General features: G+C 73.1%; 13 protein-coding genes. 11 read left to right on the top strand and 2 right to left on the bottom strand.

Features of this window, described 5'->3' with window-relative positions; translation table 11 throughout:
* The first annotated feature begins 117 nt into the window (after window positions 1–117).
* A complete protein-coding gene (locus ACWCRA_RS18195; RefSeq protein ID WP_451068064.1) occupies window positions 118–1,854 on the top strand; it encodes an ABC transporter ATP-binding protein in 1,737 nt (578 codons plus the stop codon).
* 83 nt (window positions 1,855–1,937) lie between these two features.
* Window positions 1,938–3,056, top strand: coding sequence for a S1C family serine protease (locus ACWCRA_RS18190; protein ID WP_351552560.1), 1,119 nt, complete (start codon window positions 1,938–1,940; stop codon window positions 3,054–3,056).
* 642 nt (window positions 3,057–3,698) lie between these two features.
* Here the strand turns inward: ACWCRA_RS18190 and ACWCRA_RS18185 are convergent.
* The gene (locus ACWCRA_RS18185; protein ID WP_351552563.1) at window positions 3,699–3,905 is read right to left on the bottom strand and encodes a hypothetical protein; all 207 of its coding nucleotides are present in this window, start codon (window positions 3,903–3,905) and stop codon (window positions 3,699–3,701) included.
* A gap of 89 nt (window positions 3,906–3,994) precedes the next feature.
* Between ACWCRA_RS18185 and ACWCRA_RS18180 the strand changes: the two genes are divergently transcribed.
* From ACWCRA_RS18180 to ACWCRA_RS18170, 3 genes are all read left to right on the top strand, one after another.
* A complete protein-coding gene (locus ACWCRA_RS18180) occupies window positions 3,995–5,194 on the top strand; it encodes a bifunctional adenosylcobinamide kinase/adenosylcobinamide-phosphate guanylyltransferase (protein ID WP_451068047.1) in 1,200 nt (399 codons plus the stop codon).
* A gap of 29 nt (window positions 5,195–5,223) precedes the next feature.
* Window positions 5,224–6,351 carry a nicotinate-nucleotide--dimethylbenzimidazole phosphoribosyltransferase gene (gene cobT / locus ACWCRA_RS18175; protein WP_351552569.1) on the top strand — a complete coding sequence of 376 codons (1,128 nt, stop codon included), beginning with the start codon at window positions 5,224–5,226 and terminating at the stop codon, window positions 6,349–6,351.
* Between the two features lie 112 nt (window positions 6,352–6,463).
* Window positions 6,464–8,275, top strand: coding sequence for a phosphatidylglycerol lysyltransferase domain-containing protein (locus tag ACWCRA_RS18170; protein ID WP_451068046.1), 1,812 nt, complete (start codon window positions 6,464–6,466; stop codon window positions 8,273–8,275).
* Here the strand turns inward: ACWCRA_RS18170 and ACWCRA_RS18165 are convergent.
* Window positions 8,272–9,099: a hypothetical protein gene (locus ACWCRA_RS18165; RefSeq protein WP_451068045.1), complete on the bottom strand. Its 828-nt coding sequence runs from the start codon at window positions 9,097–9,099 to the stop codon at window positions 8,272–8,274. The genes ACWCRA_RS18170 and ACWCRA_RS18165 overlap by 4 nt on opposite strands.
* A gap of 38 nt (window positions 9,100–9,137) precedes the next feature.
* Here ACWCRA_RS18165 and ACWCRA_RS18160 point away from each other — a divergent pair, with 38 nt between their 5' ends.
* The 6 genes from ACWCRA_RS18160 to aceE all read left to right on the top strand — a co-directional run bounded on the left by ACWCRA_RS18160 (window position 9,138) and on the right by aceE (window position 19,372).
* Window positions 9,138–9,953: an adenosylcobinamide-GDP ribazoletransferase gene (locus ACWCRA_RS18160; protein WP_351552575.1), complete on the top strand. Its 816-nt coding sequence runs from the start codon at window positions 9,138–9,140 to the stop codon at window positions 9,951–9,953.
* Between the two features lie 190 nt (window positions 9,954–10,143).
* Window positions 10,144–11,673: a leucyl aminopeptidase gene (locus ACWCRA_RS18155; protein WP_351552578.1), complete on the top strand. Its 1,530-nt coding sequence runs from the start codon at window positions 10,144–10,146 to the stop codon at window positions 11,671–11,673.
* Between the two features lie 515 nt (window positions 11,674–12,188).
* Window positions 12,189–13,577, top strand: coding sequence for a dihydrolipoyl dehydrogenase (gene lpdA / locus ACWCRA_RS18150; protein WP_351552581.1), 1,389 nt, complete (start codon window positions 12,189–12,191; stop codon window positions 13,575–13,577).
* Between the two features lie 89 nt (window positions 13,578–13,666).
* Window positions 13,667–15,553 carry a 2-oxoglutarate dehydrogenase, E2 component, dihydrolipoamide succinyltransferase gene (gene sucB, locus ACWCRA_RS18145; RefSeq protein ID WP_451068044.1) on the top strand — a complete coding sequence of 629 codons (1,887 nt, stop codon included), beginning with the start codon at window positions 13,667–13,669 and terminating at the stop codon, window positions 15,551–15,553.
* Window positions 15,554–15,681: 128 nt separating this feature from the next.
* Window positions 15,682–16,305, top strand: a complete 624-nt coding sequence (locus ACWCRA_RS18140; RefSeq protein ID WP_351552587.1) for a GntR family transcriptional regulator — start codon at window positions 15,682–15,684, stop codon at window positions 16,303–16,305.
* A gap of 397 nt (window positions 16,306–16,702) precedes the next feature.
* The gene (aceE, locus tag ACWCRA_RS18135; RefSeq protein ID WP_351552590.1) at window positions 16,703–19,372 is read left to right on the top strand and encodes a pyruvate dehydrogenase (acetyl-transferring), homodimeric type; all 2,670 of its coding nucleotides are present in this window, start codon (window positions 16,703–16,705) and stop codon (window positions 19,370–19,372) included.
* Window positions 19,373–19,408: the final 36 nt, after the last annotated feature.

Here is a 19,408-nt window from a genome sequence, read left to right as displayed (position 1 = left end):
TTTCCGCGCCCTCCGCTCAGGCGGCGAGGCGGTTTCCGCGTCCTCACCCCAGTGACGAACGCGGAAACCAAGGAAAAGAACGAGAACGAGAACCGGACAGAGAACGACAGACCCCCGGTGAGACTCTCCGCCGGGGAGACCTGGCGGGCCCTCTACGGGCACTTCCGCCCGCACCGGGGGCTGGTCGCTCTCGGTGCCTTCCTGACCCTGATCGGCGCCGTCACCGGACTGCTCCAGCCGCTGGCGGCCAAGGAGCTGGTCGACCGGCTCGGCGGCGATCAGCCGATCACCTCGATCCTGGTCGCGCTCACCGCGCTGGTGGTGTGCGGCACGGTGATCGAGGCGTTCGGCGGGTTCATCCTCGGCCGCACCGCCGAGTCCGTGGTGCTGGCCGCCCGGCGCACCCTGATCGGACGGCTGCTGCGGCTGCGGCTGCCGGAGATGGAGCGGAGCCAGCCGGGCGATCTGATGTCCCGGGTCACCTCCGACACCACGCTGCTGCGGGCGGTGACCACCCAGTCGATCGTCTCGGCGGCCACCGGCGGGCTCACCGCCATCGCCACCGTCGTGCTGATGGGCATGATGGACCTGGTGCTGCTCGGGGTCACGCTCGGGGTGATCGTGCTGGTCGGCGGGGCCGTCGGAGTGGTGATGCCGAGGATCGCCAAGGCGGCGCAGCGGGCCCAGGAGGCCGTCGGCGAGATATCCACCGGCCTGGAGCGCGCCTTCGGGGCCTTCCGCACCCTCAAGGCGTCCGGCGCGGAGGAGCGCGAGGCCGCCGCGGTGACCGGGGCGGCCGAGGAGGCCTGGCGCCATGGCGTCCGGTCCGCCAAGTGGGAGTCCGTGGCGTGGTCGTCGGTGGGGCTCGCGGTGCAGGTGTCGTTCCTCGCGGTGCTCGGCATCGGCGGGGCGCGGGTGGCCTCCGGGGCGATCTCGGTCTCGACCCTGGTGGCGTTCCTGCTCTTCCTCTTCTATCTGATCGACCCGGTGTCGAAGCTGGTGGAGGCGGCGACCCAGTACCAGGAGGGCTCGGCGGCCATCGCGCGGATCGTGGAGGCGGAGCGTCTGGAGACCGAGGAGCTGGGCGGGGCGGGGCCGGTGGCGGCCGGGGCCGCGTCCGTCGTCTTCGAGAACGTGGCCTTCCGCTACCGGGACGATCTCCCCCCGGTCCATCACGGGGTCTCCTTCGAGGTGCCGGGGGCGGGGATGACCGCCTTCGTGGGGCCCTCGGGAGCGGGGAAGACCACCGTGTTCGGGCTGATCGAACGGTTCTACGAGGCAACCGGCGGGCGGGTCCTCGTCGACGGCAGGGATGTGCGCGACTGGCCGACCGCGCGGCTGCGCGCCGCCATCGGCTATGTCGAGCAGGACGCCCCGGTACTGGCGGGGACCCTGCGGGAGAATCTGGTCTTCGCGGCGCCGGAGGCCACGGACGAGCAGATTCAGGACGTTCTCGTCCGGGCGCGGCTCGACACCCTGGTCGCGCGGCTGCCCGAGGGGCTCGACACGGTGGTGGGCCACCGGGGCTCCAAGCTGTCCGGCGGGGAGCGCCAGCGGGTGGCGATAGCGCGGGCGCTGCTGCGGCGGCCGAGGCTGCTGCTGCTCGACGAGGCGACCTCGCAGCTCGACGCGGTCAATGAGCTGGCGCTGCGGGACGTGGTCACGGAGGTGGCCCGGGAGGTGACGGTGCTGGTGGTGGCGCACCGGCTGTCGACGGTGACGCTGGCGGACCGGATCGTGGTGATGGACGCCGGGCGGGTACGCGCGGTGGGGACCCACGCGGAGCTGGTGGCCGGAGATCCGCTGTACGGGGAGCTGGCGGCGACACAGTTCCTGGCGACGGTGCCGGAGTGAGCCCCGCCGCCGGGTGAGCGGGGGTCACCGGTTCGGCGGCGTACGACATGCCAGCACATCGGGGCGAAAGGGATACTCCGGGCATGGATATATCCCCTCGTCCGCACCCGCCGCGCCGCGCTGCCCGCCGCTTCCGGCGGCGGCTGGCGGCGCTGACCGCCTGGGTCTGCGCCGCGGCCCTCGTGGGGGGCTGCTCGGGCGTTCTCCAGGGCGGTGAGCGGCCGCCGGCGGCGGCGTGGCAGCCGGAGAACTCGACGCGCGCGGTGCCCCCCAAGATGGCGAACGACCTCCAGACCGACTACGAGACCGTGATCAGGGATGTGCTCCCGTCGGTCGTCCAGATCGAGGCCGGGAACAGCCTGGGGTCCGGCATCGTCTACGACAGCAAGGGCCATGTGATCACCAACGCCCATGTGGTGGGCGAGGGGCGGTCCTTCCTGGTCACGGTGGCGACCGGGGAGGAGCCGCTGACCGCGAAGCTGGTCTCGTCGTACCCGGAGCAGGATCTCGCGGTCATCAAGCTGGAACGGGTGCCCGCCGGGCTGAAGGCCGCCCGGTTCGGCGACTCGTCCGAGGTGGCGGTGGGACAGATCGTCCTGGCGATGGGCTCGCCGCTCGGGCTCTCCAGCAGCGTGACCCAGGGCATCGTCTCCGGGATCGGCCGCACGGTGAGCGAGAGCGCCACGAACGGGGGGACGGGGGCGACCATCGGGAACATGGTGCAGACCTCGGCGGCGATCAACCCGGGGAACAGCGGGGGCGCGCTGGTGAACCTGGACAGCGAGGTGATCGGCATCCCGACGCTGGCGGCGACCGATCCGGAGCTGGGGGAAGGGTCGGCGCCGGGGATCGGGTTCGCGATCCCGGTGTCGATGGTGACGACGGTCGCGGACCAGATCATCCAGAAGGGGAAGGTCACGGACTCGGGGAGGGCGGCGCTGGAGATCACGGCGCGGACGGTGCTGGACGACAACTACCAGCCGGCGGGGGCGGCGGTGGTGGAGGTGGTGAAGGGGGGTGCGGCGGACAAAGGGGGGTTGAGGGCGGGGGACATCATCAGGAAGGTGGGGTCGGTGGAGATCACGTCGATCACGTCGCTGGCGGAGGCGCTGGCGGGGGATGAGCCGGGGGAGAGGGTGGTGGTGGGGTTTACGCGTGGCGGGGCGTCGAAGACGGCGGAGGTCACCCTGGGCGAGGTCTGACCCCGGGCCCCGCACCGGGCGAACCCGGCCGGCCCAACGCCTGAGCACGCCCCCGGGCCTCGGGCCCCGATCAAACCCGCCCGCCCCGGCGCGTGGCCCCCGCACCCTGCGGGCGACGGTCGGGGACCAGCCCCCGAACCCCCGCTCCTCAAACGCCGGAGAGGCTGAAAGAACCAGCCCGTCCGGCGCTTGAGGACGAACCCCGGGCCACAGGCAACCCCAGCAAACCCAGCCCGTCCGGCGCTTGAGGACACACCCCGCACCACAGGACCCCGTCACGCTACGACCCACCGTCGGAGACCAGCCCCCGAACCCCCGCTCCTCAAACGCCGGAGAGGCTGAAACAACCAGCCCATCCGGCGCATGAGAACACACCCCGCACGACAGGCAACCCGAGCAAACCCAGCCCGTCCGGCGATTGAGGACACACCCCGCACCACAGGACCCCGTCACCCTGCGGCCCACCGTCGGAGACCAGCCCCCGAACCCCCGCTCCTCAAACGCCGGAGAGGCTGAAAAAACCAGCCCGTCCGGCGCTTGAGGACGGACCCCGGGCCGCGGGCGACCCGCACGGGTGCTGGCCCCTCGGGACGGGGTCCGGGGCGCGGGGCCCCGTGCCGGGCGGGCGGGCGCCGGGGAGGGCTACTCCGGGGCGTCGAGGCTCATGGGGCCGTAGATCTTCGTGGTGTCCTCGGAGAGGGTCACCGCATCCGCACCGCCCTCCTTCAGAGCCCTCCAGTGCTCACCGATCCACGACTCCGCGTCCCCCTGCGTGGTGAACTCCTCCGGCTCCACCGCCGGCCGGACCTCCGTCCCGTCGGACTTCTCGAACCGCCACGTCCATGCCATGTCCGCCTCCAGGGCCCTGAAGTGATCTCTGTCCTGCCCGCAGCGTAGCCGGGCGCGCACGGCTCGCGCCGACGCGGGAGGATCAGGGGGTGGAACTGACTCTGCTCGGCACCGGCTCCCCCGCCGGCCTCCCCCGGCCCGACTGCCCCTGTGCCGTCTGTGCCGCCGCCCGCGGTCCCCGTGCGCGGGCCGCCACCGCGCTGCTGGTGGACGGGGCGCTGCTGCTCGACCTCACCCCGGGGGCCGCGCTCGCCGCCGCGCGGGCCGGCCACTCGCTCGTGGGGGTGCGGCAGGTGCTGTTGACGCACCCCCACGACGGCCCCGCCGTCGATGTCCCGGCGGGGCTCCCCGCGCCGGGCCGGGTGCCCGACGGGCGGGTGCTGACCCTGATCAGCGGCCACCGGGTGCGGGCCGTGGCCATGGACCACCCGGGCACGGGGTACGAGGTGACCTCCCCCGAGGGCGACCGGCTGCTGTACCTCCCGCCGGGGGGCGCCCCGGCCGGTCTCGCCGAGGGCCTCGCGGCGTACGAGATGGTGGTCGCCGATGTGACCGGCCGCCCGGACGCCATCGCCCGGCTGCGCGCCGCCGGCGCCATCGGCGCGACCACCGATGTCATCGCGGTCCATCTGGACCACGACGTCCCGGGCGGCCCGGAGCTGGAGCGCAGGCTCTCCGCGGCCGGGGCGCGGGCCGTGCCGGACGGGACGACGCTGATCGTCGGCGAGTACCACGCCGTACCGGACGTCCCGCGCCGCACCCTGGTCACCGGCGGCGCGCGCTCGGGGAAGTCGGTCGAGGCCGAGCGCCGTCTGGAGACCTTCCCCGATGTGCTGTACGTGGCCACGGGCGGCCGGCGCGCGGGGGACGCGGAGTGGGCGGACCGGGTGCGGCTGCACCGGGAGCGCCGGCCCGCCTCCTGGCGTACCGACGAGAGCTGCGACCTGGCGCCGCTGCTCGGCGATGACGGCCCGCCGCTCCTGATCGACTGTCTCTCGCTCTGGCTGACCGACGCGATGGACCGGGCGGGCGCCTGGGAGGACGCGACCTGGTACGAGGGGGGCGAGCGGGCGCTGCGGGAGCGGGTGGCCGAGCTGGTCGGCGCGGTGCGGCGGACCCCTCGTACCGTCGTCGCGGTGACCAACGAGGTGGGGTCGGGCGTGGTCCCGGCGACCGCGTCGGGACGGCGTTTCCGCGATGAGCTGGGCCGGCTCAACGCGGCCTTCGCGGCGGAGTGCGAGCAGGTGGTGCTGGTGGTCGCCGGGCAGGCGCTGGTGCTCCGGAACTGAGCCGGCGCGCACCCGGTACTGTTCGGCGAATGAGCAGGCTGAATCTCGATGACTTCTCCGATCTGATCGAGCGCCCCGACAGCGGTGTCCGGCGTGACGCCGAGGAACGCAGGGAGCGGCTGATCGTCCCGCCCGGTGCTCTCGGCCGCCTCGACGAACTGGGCGAGTGGCTGTCGGCCGCGCGCGCGGCGGTGCCGGTGAAGCCCATCGAGCAGCCCCGTGTGGTGCTGTTCGCCGGGGACCACGGGGTGGCGTCGCTGGATGTCTCCGGCCGCCCGGCCGGTTCGGCGCATCTGCTGGTGCGGGCCGTGCTGGAGGGCGCGAGCCCGGTCGCGGTGCTGGCCCGCCGGTTCCGGGTGCCGCTGCGGGTGGTGGACGCCGGTCTGGCGTCCGACCCCGGGGAGCTGCCCGGGGAGATCACGCGCCACCGGGTGCGGCACGGCAGCGGCCGGATCGATGTCGAGGACGCGCTGACGGCGGACGAGGCCGAGCGGGCGGTCCGGCTCGGGATGGCCATCGCCGACGAGGAGGCCGACTCGGGCACGGATCTGGTGGTCCTGGGCGATCTGAGCGTCGGCGGGACCACCTCCGCCGCGGTGCTGATCGCGGCGCTCTGCGGGACGGACGCCTCGGTGGTCACCGGGCGCGGCGGCGCGGGCATCGACGATCTGGCGTGGATGCGCAAGTGCGCGGCGGTCAGGGACGCGCTGCGGCGGGCCCGGCCGGTCCTGGGCGACCAGCTGGAGCTGCTGGCGGCGGTGGGCGGCGCGGATCTGGCCGCCATGACCGGGTTCCTGCTCCAGAGCGCGGTGCGCCGGATGCCGGTGATCCTGGACGGGGTGGTCTCGGCGGCGTGCGCGCTGGTCGCGCAGCGGGCGGCGTTCCGGGCGCCGGACTGGTGGCTGGCGGGCCAGGTGAGCGGGGAGCCGGCCCAGGCGAAGGCGCTGGACCGGATGGCGCTCAACCCGCTGCTCGACCACGGCGTCACTGTGGGGGAAGGAACCGGGGCATTGCTCGCACTCCCCCTCGTCCAGGCCGCGGCGGCGCTCGCCGCCGAGCTGCCGGAGCGTCCGGCTCCGGCGGCGGGGACCGCCCGGGAGGAGACTCCGGGGGCCACCCCGGTGGTCCCGGAGCGGGCGGGGAGCGACACGGACTGACGGACGCGCGGGTACGGTCCCGGCACCGGGTGGTGGCCGTACCCTCGCCTCCCCTGGCGAGCGATGCCCTGTTTCGCAGCACGCGCGGCATTCCTCGCGTTCAACGCTCTTCATGGGAGAGGTCCGCTTGTCCAGCAGTGCCGACAGCGCCGGCGGTACCGGCAGTACCGGCGGCTCCGGTTCCGCCCCGGGCGGGGGCACCGCCTCCCGGCGCGGGGCGGCCTTCGCCGTCTGGTATCTGCGGGCGGTCGCGTTCCTCAACATCCTCAGCGCCGTCTGGGTCTCGTTCGGGCAGGATGTCCGCCGCCACAACGAGGACGCCCTCTTCACCCCGTATCTGCTGACCGCGGGGTTCGCGTCCGGGGTCTTCACCCTCTTCCTGGCGATCACCATGCGCCGCCGCAAGCGGGCCGCCTGGATTCTCAATCTGGTCCTCGGCGGGCTGGTCCTGGCGGTCTTCGTCCTCGCCGTGGCCGTCGAGCCGCAGTTCCGGGCGCGCCCTCAGAACTGGGTCTCGCTCGCCCTCACCGCCGCCTTCGTACTGGCGCTGCTGCTGGGCCGGCGGGAGTTCTACGCGGTGGGGGACCGCTCCAACCCCCTCCTCGCCGCCGCCGTCGCCGTCCTCGGGCTGCTGGCCACCTCGCTCCTCGCGGCCCTGCTGGTGACCGCCACCAACACCGCCACCAGCGGCTCCACCTTCCTGGAGCGCTGGCGGTACGGGGTGATGCGGCTGGTCTCGCTCGCCGCCGACGACCGGCACTTCCCGGGCATCGCCACCCCCGGCTGGGTCGATGTCGTCATCAACGCCGCCTCCACCGTGCTGGTGCTGGCGGTGCTGTACGCGGCCTTCCGCTCGCGCCGGGCCGTCGACCCGCTCACCGAGGAGGACGAGGAGCGGCTGCGCGCCCTGCTCGACCGGCACGGCGAGCGCGACTCGCTGGGCTACTTCGCGCTGCGCCGGGAGAAGAGCGTGGTGTGGTCCCCCACCGGCAAGGCCGCGGTCGTCTTCCGGGTCGTGGGCGGAGTGAGCCTGGCATCGGGCGATCCGATCGGCGACCCGGAGGCGTGGCCCGGCGCGATCGAGCCCTGGCTCGGCGAGGCGCGCCGGCACGGCTGGATTCCCGCCGTGATGGGCGCGGGCGAGGAGGCGGGGACGGTCTACGCCCGGCACGGTCTCGACGCGCTGGAACTGGGCGACGAGGCGATCGTGGAGACCGCCGACTTCACCCTGGAGGGGCGGGCCATGCGCACCGTCCGGCAGGCGTACAACCGGGTCCGGCGCGCCGGGTACGAGGTGCGCGTCCGGCGCCACGAGGAGATCCCGGCCGAGGAGATGGAGGTGCTGCTGCGGCGCGCCGACGACTGGCGCGACGGGGCCACCGAGCGCGGCTTCTCCATGGCGCTGGGGCGGCTCGGCGACCCCGGCGACGGCCGCTGCGTGATGCTGGAGTGCACCGACGCCGAGGGCGGGTTGCGGGCGGTGCTGAGCTTTGTGCCCTGGGGCCCGGAGGGCCTCTCGCTCGATCTGATGCGGCGCGACCGGGACTCCGGGAACGGTCTGATGGAGTTCATGGTGATCGAGCTGCTCCAGCGGGCGAAGGCGCTCGGGATCACCCAGGTGTCGCTGAACTTCGCGATGTTCCGCTCGGTCTTCGAGCGCGGCTCACGGCTGGGCGCGGGGCCGGTGCTGCGGCTCTGGCGCTCGCTGCTGACCTTCTTCTCCCGCTGGTGGCAGATCGAGTCGCTGTACCGGGCCAACGCCAAGTACCGGCCGATCTGGGAGCCCCGGTTCCTGCTCTTCGAGAAGAGCGCCGATCTGCTGCGCATCGGGATCGCGGCGGGGCGCGCGGAGGGCTTCCTGGAGGCCCCGGGGCTGCCGAAGTGGCTGCACCGCAGACATCTGGAGGGCCGCCGGGAACCCTAGGGCTCCTTCCGCGCGGAACCGGGACCGGGACCGGGACCGGGACCGGGCGGCGGACCGGGAGGCGGGCCGGGCGGGGGAAGTGGCGGCGGGCCGGGGGTGCCGCCGATCAGGTCCTGGAATCTGCGGCGCGGGCCGTCCCAGCGGCGGTCGTGGCGGTAGGAGCGCAGGGCCGCCCGGGCGCGGGCCCTCGGCCGGTCGCGGTAGCAGCGCCGGGCCCAGGGCGAGGCGGGGCGGGCCAGCCGCAGCGCGCCGAGGACGGCGACGAAGGGGACGAGGGTGCCGATGAGCGCCAGCCGGGGCTTCCCCTTGAGCAGGGTGATCAGCACGAGGAGGAAGTTCAGCACCAGGGTGCCGACGAAGGTGACCCGGTCCTGGCGCTCCCCCGGGCTGAGGGAGTCCACGTCGAGCGGCGAGAACCCGCTGATCACCAGCAGGGCGAGCGCGGTGGCGAGGACGACGACCTCCACGCTCTGCCGCCCCTGCTCGGTCCAGTAGACGTCGTCGACATGGACGATCAGGGCGAACTCGTCGAGCACCAGCCCCGCCCCGACCCCGAAGACGACCGCGCAGACGGCGGCGGTCACCCCGTACCGTCCGCTGCCGACCGCGCCGAAGCCGCCGACCACCATGAGCACCACACCGGGCACCACATGGTGGATATGGGTCCCGCCGGAGCTGCTGAGGTCGCGGAACGGCCCTCGGCCGGCCCGGATCAGCCGGGTGATGGTGCGGGTGATCAGAAAGGTGAGCACGAAGGAGCCGAGCGCGAGCAGCATGGGCAGCTTCCCCGGCTCGATGATGTTGTCGTGGAACCAGCGGCCCATATGCGGTGCTCCCCTTGGATTGCTCCCCTTCGAGCGGTATGCGCAATTTACCGCTTGTGGGAGAGGAGGAGCGGGCTACGCTTCGGCGGGTGACCGGTATACGTTTCGCCTTCGGCACCCTCACCGCCCTGCCCGTCCGGGTCACCCGCTGGGACCGGGACGCGGCCCGCGCCGGGATGCTCTGCGCCCCGCTGGCGGGGCTGGTGGTGGGTCTGTTCGCGGCGGGCGCGGGCGGGCTGCTCACCCTGCTCGGGGCCGGTCCCGCCCTCGCGGCCGCGGCGACCGTCGCCGTCCCCGCCGCGCTGACCCGGGGGCTGCATCTGGACGGTCTTGCCGACACCGCCGACGGACTGGGCAGCGCCAGACCCGCCGAGGACGCCCTGCGGATCATGAAGCAGTCGGACATCGGCCCCTTCGGGGTGATCACCCTGCTGTTCGTCCTGCTCGCGCAGGTCGCGGCCGTCGCCGAACTGTACGGCGAGAGCTGGGCGCACGGCGCGGTGGCGGCCGTGGTCTCCGGCGTCACCGCCCGGCTCGCCCTCACCCTCGCCTCCCGCGCCGGGGTCCCCGCGGCCCGGCCGCAGGGCCTGGGCGCCGCGGTCGCGGGGACCGTTCCCGTACCGCTCGCGCTGGCGGCGGCGGCCGCGGTCACCGCCGGCTGCGCGGGCGCGGGCGCCCTCCTCGGCGGCTGGGGCGCCGCCCACCAGGCCCTCGCGGTCCTGGCCGGACTCCTCGCCGCACAGGCCCTGTTGGGGCACTGCGTCCGCCGCTTCGGCGGGGTCACCGGCGATGTCTTCGGCGGCGTCGCGGAGACGGCGGCGACCGTCACTCTGATCGCGCTGGTCCTCGGGTGACCGGCCGGGCACCCGCGCACCGGCGCGCGCTCCTGAACCCCCGTACAGCCGAAGTGCCGCGCACCGGCACCACCGCCGCCGTGAGCAGCGAAGGTGACCGCGCGTACGCTTTTGCCGGGCGGGGTGTCGACCTATCCCCTCAACGGCCCCCAAAGGCCTTGGAACTCAACGGAAGCGAGATTTCACCACCGTGACTGCTCTCACTCTCAGCACTGCCGGCGCTGCGACGCTGCGCGCCGACGCCCTTGTCGTCGGGGTCGCGAAGGGCGCCAAGGGCCCGGTGGTCACGCCGGGCGCGGAGGCCGTGGACAAGGCGTTCGGCGGAAAGCTCGCCGCCGTACTCGAAACCCTCGGGGCCACCGGCTCCGAGGGCGAGGTGACCAAGCTTCCCTCGCCGGCCGGCATCAAGTCGCCGGTGGTCCTGGCCGTCGGCCTCGGGACCGTACCGGGCAAGGACGAGACCTACGGCGCCGAGACCCTGCGCCGCGCCGCGGGCACCGCGGCCCGGGTGCTCAACGGTTCCAAGAAGGCCGCCTTCGCGCTGCCGATCGAGGCCGCGGAGGACGCCCAGGCCATCGCCGAGGGCGCCCTTCTGGGGGCGTACTCCTTCACCGCCTACCAGGGCGGCGACAAGAAGAGCGCGAAGAGCGGCGGGCCCAAGCTGCCGCTCGCCGAGGTCGCCCTGCTGGGCGCCAAGCCGCGCGACAAGGCGTACAAGGCCGCCGCCGAGCGCGCCATCGCGGTCTCCGAGGAGCTGAACCGCGCCCGCGACCTGATCAACATGCCGCCGAACGACCTCACCCCCGAGACGTTCACCGCGCTGGCCGCGGGCGCGGCCAAGGAGCACGGCGTCAAGGTGCAGATCCTCGACGAGAAGGCGCTCGTCAAGGGCGGCTTCGGCGGCATCGTCGGCGTCGGCCAGGGCTCGCAGAACCCGCCGCGCCTGGTGAAGCTCAGCTACACCGCCGGCAAGGACGCCAAGACGCTCGCCCTGGTGGGCAAGGGCATCACCTACGACTCGGGCGGCATCTCGCTCAAGCCGGCCGGCCACAACGAGACCATGAAGTGCGACATGAGCGGTGCGGCGGCCGTCTTCGCCGCCGTCATCGCCTCCGCGCGGCTGGGGCTCGCGGTCAATGTCACCGGCTGGCTGGCGCTCGCCGAGAACATGCCCTCCGGTTCGGCCACCCGCCCCGGCGACGTGCTGCGGATGTACAGCGGCAAGACGGTCGAGGTCCTCAACACCGACGCCGAGGGCCGGCTCGTGCTCGCGGACGCGCTGTGGAAGGCGTCCGAGGAGAAGCCGGACGCGATCGTGGACGTCGCCACCCTCACCGGCGCGATGATGCTGGCGCTGGGCAACCGCACCTTCGGTGTCATGTCCAACGACGACGCCTTCCGCACGGCCGTCCACGAGACGGCCGAGGAGGTCGGCGAGCAGTCCTGGCCGATGCCGCTCCCGCCCGAGCTGCGCAAGGGCATGGACTCCCCCACCGCCGACCTGGCGAACATGGGCGAGCGGATGGGCGGCGGCCTGGTGGCGGGCCTCTTCCTCCAGGAGTTCGTGGGTGAGGGCATCACCTGGGCCCACCTGGACATCGCGGGACCGGCGTACCACGAGAGCGCGCCGTACGGCTACACGCCCAAGGGCGGCACCGGCTCCTCGGTCCGCACCCTGGTGCGGCTGGCGGAGCGGATCGCGGACGGCGAGCTGGGCTGAGCCCCGCCCTCCGCGTCGCGGCCCGTCGGCCACGGCCCGGCGGCACGACGGCTCGGCAGTGCGGCCCCGGTCCCGCGGACCGGGGCCGCACCCGTGCCCGGGAGCGGGAGTACGGGGGCGTGCTCCCGGCTCCTGCCCGGGACCCGGGCTCGTACCCCTGGCCCGGAGCCCGTGCTCGTACCCCTGGCCCGGAGCCCGTGCTCGTACCCTGGTCCGGGGCCCTCGCCCGGGCGCGCCGCCGGGTCCGTTCGCTGTCGACGAAACGGGTCCGGCGGCGGAATCGGGCGGCGCTCCGGGACGTTTCCCGGGCACGGAGCCCCGGGGGTGACGGATCAGACGCCCGCGGAGACCGGCCCCGCGTCCCGTCTTTCCGCAACAAGTGCGAAGATGGGTCCTCGGCAGGACAGGGCCCCACCAGAGGGCCGACGAGACATCGGCCGCACACCAGCCGAACGGCCGGTTCCCCCCGGGTGAGGGGAGCCCGGCGCCCGGCGCACATGCATGGAGGACGTGACGTGGCGAACGACGCCAGCACCGTTTTCGACCTAGTGATCCTCGGCGGCGGTAGCGGCGGTTACGCTGCGGCGCTGCGCGGAGCCCAGCTGGGCCTGGACGTCGCCCTGATCGAGAAGGACAAGGTCGGCGGTACCTGCCTGCACTACGGCTGCATCCCCACCAAGGCTCTGCTGCACGCCGGCGAGATCGCCGACCAGGCTCGCGAGTCGGAGCAGTTCGGTGTCCGGGCGACCTTCGAGGGCATCGATGTCGCAGCCGTGCACAAGTACAAGGACGATGTGATCGCGGGGCTGTACAAGGGCCTCCAGGGCCTGATCGCCTCCCGCAAGATCACCGTGATCGAGGGCGAGGGCCGGCTGTCCTCCCCCACCTCCGTCGATGTCAACGGCCAGCGGGTCCAGGGCCGTCACCTTCTGCTCGCCACCGGCTCCGTACCGAAGTCGCTGCCGGGCCTGGAGATCGACGGCAACCGCGTCATCTCCTCCGACCACGCGCTGCGCCTCGACCGCGTACCGAAGTCCGCGATCGTGCTGGGCGGCGGCGTGATCGGTGTCGAGTTCGCCTCCGCGTGGAAGTCCTTCGGTGCCGAGGTCACCGTGATCGAGGGGCTGAAGCACCTGGTCCCGGTGGAGGACGAGAACAGCTCCAAGCTTCTTGAGCGCGCCTTCCGCAAGCGCGGCATCAAGTTCAACCTGGGCACCTTCTTCGAGAAGGCCGAGTACACCCAGGACGGCGTCCGCGTCACCCTCGCCGACGGCAAGACCTTCGAGGCCGAGGTGCTGCTGGTCGCCGTGGGCCGCGGCCCGGTCTCCGCCGGTCTCGGCTACGAGGAGCAGGGCGTCGCGATGGACCGCGGCTATGTCCTGGTCGACGAGTACATGCGGACCAATGTCCCCACGATCTCCGCCGTCGGCGACCTGGTGCCCACGCTCCAGCTCGCGCACGTCGGCTTCGCGGAGGGCATCCTGGTGGCAGAGCGCCTCGCGGGTCTGAACACCGTCCCGGTCGACTACGACGGTGTCCCCCGGGTGACCTACTGCCACCCGGAGGTCGCGTCCGTCGGCATCACCGAGGCGAAGGCCAAGGAGGTCTACGGTGCGGACAAGGTCGTCGTCCTGAAGTACAACCTCGGCGGCAACGGCAAGAGCAAGATCCTCAAGACCCAGGGCGAGATCAAGCTCGTCCAGGTCAAGGACGGTGCCGTGGTCGGCGTCCACATGGTCGGTGACCGGATGGGCGAGCAGATCGGCGAGGCGCAGCTCATTTACAACTGGGAGGCTCTGCCGGCCGAGGTCGCGCAGCTCATCCACGCGCACCCGACCCAGAACGAGGCACTCGGCGAGGCCCACCTGGCCCTCGCGGGCAAGCCTCTGCACGCCCATGACTGAGCCCCTCGGGCGCCCCGACCACTTCCGCACTTCTCCTCTGCTCGCGCTTCGCTTGAGCGGGGACCCCATCGTTAGGAGCAACTGAAACCATGTCGGTTTCCGTAACCCTTCCGGCGCTCGGTGAGAGCGTCACGGAGGGCACTGTCACCCGCTGGCTGAAGGCCGAGGGCGAGCGCGTCGAGGCCGACGAGCCGCTGCTGGAGGTCTCCACCGACAAGGTCGACACCGAGATCCCCGCCCCGGCCTCCGGCGTGCTGGCCTCCATCAAGGTCGCCGAGGACGAGACGGTCGAGGTCGGTGCCGAGCTGGCCATCATCGACGACGGCTCGGGCGCGTCCGAGGCGTCCTCGGCCCCCGCCGCCGAGGAGGCACAGGCCCCCGCGGCCCCCGCCCCGGCGGAGGAGCCCGCTCCGGCCGCTCCCGCCGCCGAGGAGGCCGCTCCGGCCGCCGAGGCGCCCACCGAGCCGGCCCCGGTCCAGTCCGAGGCTCCCGCCGCTCCCGCCGGTGGCGCGAGCGGCACGGACGTGGTCCTCCCGGCGCTCGGCGAGAGCGTCACCGAGGGCACCGTCACCCGCTGGCTGAAGGAGGTCGGTGAGTCGGTCGAGGCCGACGAGCCACTGCTGGAGGTCTCCACCGACAAGGTCGACACCGAGATCCCCGCCCCGGTCGCCGGTGTGCTGCTGGAGATCGTGGTCGGCGAGGACGAGACCGCCGAGGTCGGCGCGAAGCTGGCCGTGATCGGTGCTCCGGGCTCGGCTCCGGCCGCTCCCGCCGCCCCGGCCGAGCCCGCTCCGGCGCCGGCCGAGGAGGAGGCCCCCGCCCGGGCCGAGGCGCCCGCCCCGGCCGCCGCTCCCGAGGCTCCCGCCAAGGAGGAGGCTCCGGCCCCCGCTCCGGCCAAGGCCGAGGCTCCGGCTCCGGCTCCGGCTCCGACCCAGGTCGCGCAGGAGGCCCCGGCCGCCCCGGCCCCCGCGCAGGCGCCCGCTCCGGCTCCGGCTCCGGCGCCCGCCGCGCAGGCTCCGGCCGCCCCGGCCTCCGGCGGCGGTGACGCCTATGTCACCCCGCTGGTCCGCAAGCTCGCCGCCGAGAACAGCGTCGACCTGTCCTCGGTCAAGGGCACCGGCGTCGGTGGCCGCATCCGCAAGCAGGACGTCATCACCGCCGCGGAGGCCGCCAGGGCCGCCGCGCAGGCACCGGCCGCTCCGGCCGCCGCCGCCCCGGCCGCCGCCGCGAAGGCGCCCTCCCTGGAGGTCTCCCCGCTGCGCGGCCAGACGGTGAAGATGACCCGGATGCGCAAGCTCATCGGCGACAACATGATGAAGGCGCTCCACGGCCAGGCCCAGCTGACCACGGTCGTCGAGGTCGACATCACCAAGCTGATGAGGCTGCGCGCCCAGGCCAAGGACGGCTTCGCCGCCCGTGAGGGCGTCAAGCTCTCCCCGATGCCGTTCTTCGTGAAGGCCGCGGCGCAGGCGCTGAAGGCGCACCCGATCGTCAACGCCCGGATCAACGAGGACGAGGGCACCATCACGTACTTCGACTCGGAGAACATCGGCATCGCCGTGGACTCCGAGAAGGGTCTGATGACGCCGGTCATCAAGGGCGCGGGCGATCTGAACCTCGCCGGCATCGCCAAGAAGACCGCCGAGCTGGCCGGGGCCGTGCGCTCCAACAAGATCCGCCCCGACGACCTCGCGGGCGCGACCTTCACGGTCAGCAACACCGGTTCGCGCGGTGCGCTGTTCGACACGGTCATCGTGCCGCCGAACCAGGCCGCCATCCTGGGCATCGGTGCCACGGTCAAGCGTCCGGCGGTCATCGAGACCGCCGAGGGCACCGTCATCGGCGTCCGTGACATGACGTACCTGTCGCTCTCCTACGACCACCGTCTGGTGGACGGCGCCGACGCCGCCCGCTACCTGACCACGGTCAAGGCGATCCTCGAAGCAGGCGAGTTCGAGGTGGAGCTGGGCCTCTAGGCCCGCAGCACATGATGTGAGCGGACGCCCCGCCCGGGAAACCCCGGGCGGGGCGTCTCGCGTTCGCCCGGCCCGCCCCCCGGAAGGGGATAATCGGTGGGCTGTACCCGCCCTGAAGGAGCCCCCACATGACCCCGCCCGTCGTCCAATCGCTGCGGGAGCAGATCCGCGCCCACATCGTGGAGGGGATCGTCAGCGGGCGCTGGAAGCCGGGGGAGAGAATCGTGGAGCGGGGCATCGCCACCGAGCTCCAGGTCTCCCAGACCCCCGTCCGTGAGGCGCTGCGGGAGCTGGAGAGCCTGCGGCTGATCGAGTCCGCGCCGAACAAGGGCGTACGGGTGCGGAACCTGACCGCGGCGGACCTGGAGGAGAGCTACCCCGTACGGGCGGGGCTGGAGCAGATCGCCGCCGAGCTGGCGGCCGGCCGGCTGGCCGATGACTGCTCGGCCCTGGAGCCGCATGTGACGGCGCTGTACGCGGCGGACCGCGCGGGCGACTCGGCCGGCCAGGTGCGCCACACCGTCGGCTTCCACCGCGAGCTGGTGCGCGCGGCGGACAACGCGGTGCTGCTGCACACCTGGGAGGGGCTGGGCATCGAGGTCTTCACCGCGCTGTCGATCCGCTGGCTGGGGACGGTGCAGCAGTCGTACGCGGAGGAGCACCAGGCGCTCGTCGAGGCGTTCCAGCGCCGTGACCCGGCCATCGGCCCCCTGGTCAAGGCCCATGTCCTGGGCTGCGCCCCCCGCCCCTGACCACCCCGCCCCCGGCGACCGCCCGCCCGGCCCGCCCTCTGACCGTTCGTACGGCCCCGCCCCGTACGGTCCTCACCGCCCCTGCCGAGGTCACTCGAAGCCCCCCGGGCGCGGCCCGGGACCCCTCGCCCGGCCGCCCGCGAGGCCGCCCCCGCCCGCTCGCACACCCGCTCACACGCCCACTGACCAGCGCATCCGAGCGGCACCGGGTGCCCCCTTTCGGGGCACGGAATGCCAATTTCGCTCTCCGGAGAACTTTTACCTCCGAATACTTTGATCGATCATCGATCAGCGGCTTACAGTCAGTTTCGGGTTCACCCACCCGTCGCCCTGTCCTGCCGGACACGGCCCCCCGATCTTTCTCCACCCCACCCCCTCCAGTCCGGAAGGCGGCGACATGTCCGACCCCGTAGCCAAGCTTCCGAGCGAGCTCGACCAGCTCCCGGACCGCGACACCGAGGAGACCGCCGAGTGGGCGGCCTCCCTCGATGCCGTCGCCCAGCACGCCGGCCCGCACCGCGCCGCGTATCTGATGCGCCGCACCCTCCAGCACGCGGAAGCCGCCGGAGTCCCCGTGCCCCGCCTGCTGGAGACCGACTACGTCAACACCATCCCCACCGCCGCCGAGCCCGCGCTCGACGGCGACGAGGAGATGGAGGCGCGGATCACCGCGTGGAACCGCTGGAACGCCGCCGCCATGGTGACGCGCGGCGCCCGGTTCGGCGTCGGCGGCCACATCGCCACCTTCGCCTCCGCGGCCTGGCTCTACGAGACCGGCTTCAACCACTTCTTCCGGGGCAAGGAGGCGGACGGCAGCGGCGACCAGCTCTACATACAGGGCCACGCCTCCCCCGGCATCTACGCCCGCGCCTTCCTCGACGGCCGCGTCAGCGAGGCGCAGCTCGACAACTTCCGCCAGGAGGCGGGCGGCGCCGGGCTGCCCTCGTACCCGCATCCGCGCCGGCTGCCCTGGCTGTGGGAGTTCCCCACCGTCTCCATGGGCCTCGGCCCGCTCTCCGCGATCTACCAGGCGCGCTTCAACCGCTATCTGCACAACCGCGGCATCAAGGACACCTCGCAGTCGCACGTCTGGGCCTTCCTCGGCGACGGCGAGATGGACGAGCCCGAGTCGACGGCGGCACTCGCGCTCGCCGCGCGCGAGCGGCTCGACAATCTGACCTTCGTCATCAACTGCAACCTCCAGCGGCTCGACGGCCCGGTCCGCGCCAACTTCCGGGTGGTGCAGGAGCTGGAGGCCCAGTTCCGGGGCGCCGGCTGGAATGTCGTCAAGACGCTCTGGGGCTCCGCCTGGGACGAGCTGTTCCAGCTCGACACCACGGGCGCGCTGGTCCGCCGGCTGCGCGCGGTCCCGGACGCCCAGTTCCAGACGTACGCCACCCGCGATGTCGCGTACATCCGCGAGCACTTCTTCGGCGCCGAGCCGGCCCTCGCCGAGCTGGCGAAGCTGCTCCCCGACGCGAAGATCGCCGAGTGCTTCTACACCTCGCGCGGCGGCCACGAGGCCCGCAAGGTGTACGCGGCCTACCGCGCGGCGCTGGCCCACCAGGGCGCGCCGACCGTGGTCCTCGCGCAGACGGTGAAGGGCTACACCCTCGGCAAGGGCTTCGAGTCGAAGAACGCCAACCACCAGATGAAGAAGCTGTCGATCGACGAGTTCAAGGGCATGCGCGAGCTGCTCGGGCTCCCGATCCCGGACAGCGCCTTCGAGGACGGCCTGGTGCCGTACGGCCACCCGGGCGCCGACTCCCCCGAGGTCCGCTACCTCCAGGAGCGCCGCGCCGCCCTCGGCGGCCCCGCCCCGGCCCGCCGGGTGATCGCCACCGCGCTGCCCGCGCCCGAGGAGCGTGCCTTCAAGGCCCTGGAGAAGGGCTCCGGCAAGCAGGAGATGGCCACCACCATGGCCTTCGTCCGGCTGGTGAAGGACCTGATGCGGGACAAGGAGACCGGCAGGCGCTGGGTCCCGATCGTCCCCGACGAGGCCCGCACCTTCGGCATGGAGTCGCTCTTCCCCTCGGCGGGCATCTACTCCCCGATGGGCCAGACGTACGAGCCGGTCGACCGCGACCAGCTGATGTACTACAAGGAGGCCAAGGACGGCCAGATCCTCAACGAGGGGATCACCGAGGCCGGCGCCATGGCCGACTTCATCGCCGCCGCCACGTCGTACGCGACGCACGGCGAGACGATGATCCCGTTCTACATCTTCTACTCGATGTTCGGCTGGCAGCGCACCGGCGACCAGATGTGGCAGCTCGCCGACCAGCTCGGCAAGGGCTTCATCGTCGGCGCCACCGCCGGCCGCACGACCCTGACGGGCGAGGGCCTCCAGCACGCGGACGGCCACTCGCATCTGATCGCGTCCACGAACCCGGCCTCGCTCAACTACGACCCGGCCTTCGCGTACGAGATCGCGGTGATCGTCAAGGACGGTCTGCGCCGGATGTACGGTCCGGACGCCGAGGACGTCTTCTACTACCTCACCGTCTACAACGAGCCCAAGCCGCAGCCCGCGATGCCCGAGGGCGTCGAGGAGGGCGTCGTCCGGGGTCTGTACCGCTTCAAGGAGGGCACCCCGGCGTCCGCCGACGCGCCCAGGATTCAGCTGCTCGGCTCCGGCACGGCGATCCACTGGGCCCTGGAGGCCCAGCGCGTCCTCGCCGACGAGTGGGGTGTCACGGCCGATGTCTGGTCGGCGACCTCCTGGGGCGAGCTGCGCCGGGACGCGCTGGAGTGCGACGCCGCGCTGCTGCGCGGCGAGGAGCGCACCCCGTACGTCCGCAAGGTGCTGGAGGGCGCCCCGGGCCCGGTGCTCGCGGTCAGCGACTGGATGCGCCAGGTTCCGGACCAGATCAGCCAGTGGGTGGAGCAGGACTGGTCCTCGCTCGGCACGGACGGTTTCGGTCTCTCGGACACCCGGGAGGCGGCCCGCCGCCACTTCGGTGTCGACGCGCAGTCGATCACGGTCGCGGCCCTGGCCCAGCTGGCGCGGCGGGGCGAGATCCCGGCCTCCGCGGTGAAGGAGGCACGGGAGCGCTACGGCCTCTGACGGCTCGCTGTGTTTCCCGCACCCCGGGTTGGCTGT

Source organism: Streptomyces sp. NPDC001889 (genome assembly GCF_053594535.1).
Note: the sequence above shows the minus strand (reverse complement) of the source record. Positions and strands in the feature narration are given on the sequence as shown.

Coding starts and splice junctions, on each gene's coding strand:
- ACWCRA_RS18190 (WP_351552560.1), top strand. CDS start 1,938: ATGGATATATCCCCTCGTCCGCACCCGCCGCGCCGCGCTGCCCGCCGC.
- ACWCRA_RS18185 (WP_351552563.1), bottom strand. CDS start 3,905: ATGGCATGGACGTGGCGGTTCGAGAAGTCCGACGGGACGGAGGTCCGG.
- cobT (WP_351552569.1), top strand. CDS start 5,224: ATGAGCAGGCTGAATCTCGATGACTTCTCCGATCTGATCGAGCGCCCC.
- ACWCRA_RS18170 (WP_451068046.1), top strand. CDS start 6,464: ATGGGAGAGGTCCGCTTGTCCAGCAGTGCCGACAGCGCCGGCGGTACC.
- ACWCRA_RS18165 (WP_451068045.1), bottom strand. CDS start 9,099: ATGGGCCGCTGGTTCCACGACAACATCATCGAGCCGGGGAAGCTGCCC.
- ACWCRA_RS18160 (WP_351552575.1), top strand. CDS start 9,138: ATGCGCAATTTACCGCTTGTGGGAGAGGAGGAGCGGGCTACGCTTCGG.
- sucB (WP_451068044.1), top strand. CDS start 13,667: ATGTCGGTTTCCGTAACCCTTCCGGCGCTCGGTGAGAGCGTCACGGAG.
- ACWCRA_RS18140 (WP_351552587.1), top strand. CDS start 15,682: ATGACCCCGCCCGTCGTCCAATCGCTGCGGGAGCAGATCCGCGCCCAC.
- aceE (WP_351552590.1), top strand. CDS start 16,703: ATGTCCGACCCCGTAGCCAAGCTTCCGAGCGAGCTCGACCAGCTCCCG.